Raw genomic sequence first — 3,639 nt, forward strand, 5'->3', positions numbered from 1 at the left:
TGTCAGTCGTTGAGGATAAACGGACTGTAATTAACTGTTTTTTAACGATTTGGCACGGGCGAAGATCGGTGGACCTTGCCAAGTTCAGCGGATTTTTCGCCAGGTTTGCCGCAAGGGTAGCGCCGGCGTGGTCACGCCACTTGCAGCTCGATGTGTTTGTCAGCATAAAACCAACGGAATATTCGGAGAAATATATCGATCATGACCGACACTGCCAACACGACACTTGCGCATAGCAAGCCGGCCGCCTTTCTCGGTGGCGGGGTCATCGGCGCTCTCGGCGGTCTGATCGGTCTTGGCGGAGCGGAGTTCCGACGACCGCTTCTCATCGGCCTGTTTGGCTTTCCCGGGCTTGAGGCGGTCATCCTCAACAAGGCGATGAGCCTAGTCGTCGTCGCCACAGCCCTGCCGTTTCGCACGGCCGCCGTTCCGTTCGCCGACGTGCTTGCGCACTGGCCCATCATCGTCAACCTCCTGGCCGGCAGCCTACTCGGCGCCTGGTTCGGGGCAGGCTGGGCTACCCGGCTGCGCTCAGAGACCCTCTACCGCGTGATCGCGATCATGCTGGTGGCGATTGCCGTCGTGCTGATGGTCGGCCACGAGGCGTCGGCACGCCAGCCGCTGGTCGCCGGCGGCCTGCAGATCGTTGCCGGCGTCATTGCCGGCTTCATCATCGGCATTGTTGCGGCCCTTCTCGGCGTCGCACCTGGACCGATGGGCGCGGCATGAGCGTCCGTATGCTGATCATCGACGAGATCCACGCGATGCTGACCGGCACCTACCGGCAGCAGCGGATCTTCCTCAATGTTATCAGGTTCCTGGCGAACGATTTGAAGGTGCCGCTGATCTGTGCAGGAACGGACCTTGCGCGGCAGGCGCTGTTGACGGATCCGCAACTGGCGGAGCGGTTCGAGACGTTTCACCTGAAGAGGTGGGTCAATGACCAGCATTTTGCGCAACTCCTGGCGAGCCTCGGCACTATCCTTCCGCTAAGGCGCCCGTCGGATCTCGGGTCTGCGCCGGTTCGTCGGCGCATTCTCGAACTCACGGACGGCGTCACGGTGCGGATATTTCGGTTGATCGAGACTGCAGCGGCAGAGGCGGTCCGTTGCGGCAAAGAGGCAATGACCCTGGAAAGCTTCGAAGGCGAGGATCTGGTCTTGCCGCTGGTTGCCATGACACAGCATGCGGAGCGCCAACTCAGGCGACAGGTGGCTCGGTGAGACACGTGCGGCTGCTTCCGGTCGCGCCCCGTCCATGTAAGGACGAGCTACTCACATCCTGGCAGTGCCGCATCGCCTCCCGCTATTCCAGCACGCCACCAAAAATCTTGGCATGGCTAGGCGGGCGGTCGGTCTCGATGCGAGATAGCTTTGAGGCCCGGGATTTCCGGCCAGATCAAGACATGACGTGGCGCTGGGCGCGTGCCTGCAGGCTCAAGGAACGCGATCTCCAGCGGCTGGCGCTATCCAATCTCGAGAGGCCTGAAGACTGCTACGTCAGGAATCCGCTGCAAAGAGGGGTTTGTGCGGTTTGCTTGGACGATGATGCCGAACAGGGCGGCGATCACTATTGCCGGAGAAGTTGGGCGCATGTGGAAGCGGTCGCATGCCTCAAGCATGGGGTTGGCCTGCAGAGCGCCTGTCAGCGTTGTTTTCGAGTCGGGCTATTCCAGTTTCAGTTTCTGTCGGATGGCGCCAGGCTGGTCTGTCCCTGGTGTGCGACGGTGATCTCGGAACGAGGGCGACGGCAGCCACGACAGAGCAGGATGCTGGAATCGATGTCGGCGATCGGTCGTGCGATCGACGGAAAGGGAGTGCAGCTCGATGAGGTGATGGCCGCTTGCCGCTTTCTCTGGGCCGCACAACCGCACGGATCGCCCTATATTGCCTACCTCGGGATTTCGCTCCCGTATGGGAGGCTGCCGCCATCACCAAGGGCATCCGCGCCGCTATCCACACTGCCTCTCGCCTGGCGGGCCGCCTCCATCGAAGCCATGGCTGAGCTCGCAGCCCTGCTCGAGCCTCGTGCGGTCGGAACTGTCCCGCCCTTCCTGCATGAAGCCTTCAGGAAGTTCAGGAGAGGGGAGGGCCAGCAGGCGGCGGAAGAACCGGCGGCCGCGGCTCAGGCTGAAAGCGCTGGGCTGAAACTGCGGAGCGATGGCGATTACCGTCGTCTGGCGCTGCAGATCCTCAATAGCCAAGCCTGGAAGACAACCCCGGCGAACAGCCGCAGGAAAAAGAACCGCGCGATCGGTCGCCTGATGAACCGTGCCCTCAGCGGCGGATAAGGCCAAACCGGTGGGCTTCCTCCAGCAGGTGCCGGACGGAGGACGGCTGCCATTTCTTGCCGCCGCGCACCGGCCGTTCTCCCATCTGGTCCAGTTGAGCGGCAATGTCTCGCAGCGATAGATCGGGATCGGCAATCGCGATCGCCGCCACCAGCTTCATCAAATGGTCCTCAGGGGCGCGGCGCGGCGACCGGGTGAGGAGTTCTTTCTCCGCGAGCTTTTCGCGGACCATGCGATGAACGGCGCGACGCAGGCGCTCGACGGTCCAGTCGTGACCGCGGCGTTTGAGAACCCGAACGACATTGTCCCAGCTGTGCTGAGGCCGGAGCTGCCGCACCGTCGGCAGCCACGTCTGCGCGGACGCAATGAGCTCGTCGAGATACAGTTTCTCGCGTGCTTTCGAAACCGCCTTGATCGCTTCCGGCCGGCGCTCTCGCAGACCGGGATTTCCAGGAAGCTTTCCTCTGGCTTTCGCAGCTTTGATACCCGCCTTGGTACGCTCTGCGATCAATGCCCGTTCGAGCTGCGCCACGGCGCCGAGAACCTGGAGGGAAAACATGCCTTGCGGCGTCGAGGTATCGATCGGATCTCGGATCGATCGAAAATGAACTCCCCGTTGCTCGAGATCCTCGATGACCTGCAGCAGATGGCTCACGGATCTGGCCAGCCGGTCGAGACGGACGACGACGAGGACGTCTCCCTCGGTGAGCTCGCCGAGTAGCCGTGTTAAAACCGGCCGAGCGCGAGATGCGCCGGAACCAAGTTCTTGGAAGATTCGATCGCAGCCAGCGGCGCGCAGCTCGTCCATCTGGGCGTCGTGGACCTGGTCGTCTGTCGAGACACGGGCGTAACCGATGAGCCGCTTAGGAAGTTGGGGGACTTTAACTGTTTGTCTCTTTGCCATCCGGCTTTTCAGGGGCTCATTTCGAGGTGGTTTGTACAGATAAAACATGCGTGAGAAAATGAACAGTTGCAAGCGTGTTTTATGACCCAAATGCAGCTCCGCCAGACTCGAAAAGCGACGTCGTACGTGCATCGGGCCGTAACCAGCGCGAAACGCGCTCTGGCGGCCATCTGCGGCGGAAATGCCGGAAAATAAGGAGATCGGAGGAGGGGAGGGGCATGAAGGCCCGTTTGAGCGAAAAGATGATGGAGGAATCTGCAGCTCATCGGCAGGGGAGGGTTGCTCGGAGGGGCCTGCAGAGCAGAGACGGTTCCGCCGAACCTCGCCAAGATCTGCCCAAAAAGCCGGAAAACCGGACCTTTCCGGTCATCCAGGACGACCGACATCGATGATTTGCGACTCCAGATCAACTACCATCGATACTTGCTACTTATCGATGGTTAGA

General features: G+C 61.3%; 3 protein-coding genes and 2 pseudogenes. 4 read left to right on the forward strand and 1 reads right to left on the reverse strand.

The features are described from left to right. Nucleotides 1-201: 201 nt before the first annotated feature. The 4 genes and pseudogenes from BSG20_RS34815 to BSG20_RS38270 form a co-directional block, all read left to right on the forward strand. A pseudogene (locus BSG20_RS34815) lies at nucleotides 202-717 on the forward strand (TSUP family transporter); the annotation flags it as partial. Nucleotides 718-725: 8 nt separating this feature from the next. Further along, nucleotides 726-1,223 (forward strand): TniB family NTP-binding protein, encoded by a 498-nt coding sequence (locus BSG20_RS34820; protein WP_244541539.1) that lies wholly within the window; start codon nucleotides 726-728, stop codon nucleotides 1,221-1,223. 5 nt (nucleotides 1,224-1,228) lie between these two features. After that, nucleotides 1,229-1,621 (forward strand): annotated as a pseudogene (locus BSG20_RS39115) (TniQ family protein); the annotation flags it as partial. A gap of 159 nt (nucleotides 1,622-1,780) precedes the next feature. After that, a complete protein-coding gene (locus tag BSG20_RS38270; RefSeq protein WP_244541540.1) occupies nucleotides 1,781-2,290 on the forward strand; it encodes a hypothetical protein in 510 nt (169 codons plus the stop codon). Here BSG20_RS38270 and BSG20_RS34830 read toward each other — a convergent pair. Next, the gene (locus BSG20_RS34830; protein WP_072382303.1) at nucleotides 2,277-3,194 is read right to left on the reverse strand and encodes a recombinase family protein; all 918 of its coding nucleotides are present in this window, start codon (nucleotides 3,192-3,194) and stop codon (nucleotides 2,277-2,279) included. The two genes, BSG20_RS38270 and BSG20_RS34830, sit on opposite strands and share 14 nt — an antisense overlap. Nucleotides 3,195-3,639 lie beyond the last annotated feature (445 nt).

Origin of the sequence: Rhizobium tibeticum (assembly GCF_900110205.1) — a bacterium.
GTDB lineage: Bacteria > Pseudomonadota > Alphaproteobacteria > Rhizobiales > Rhizobiaceae > Rhizobium > Rhizobium tibeticum.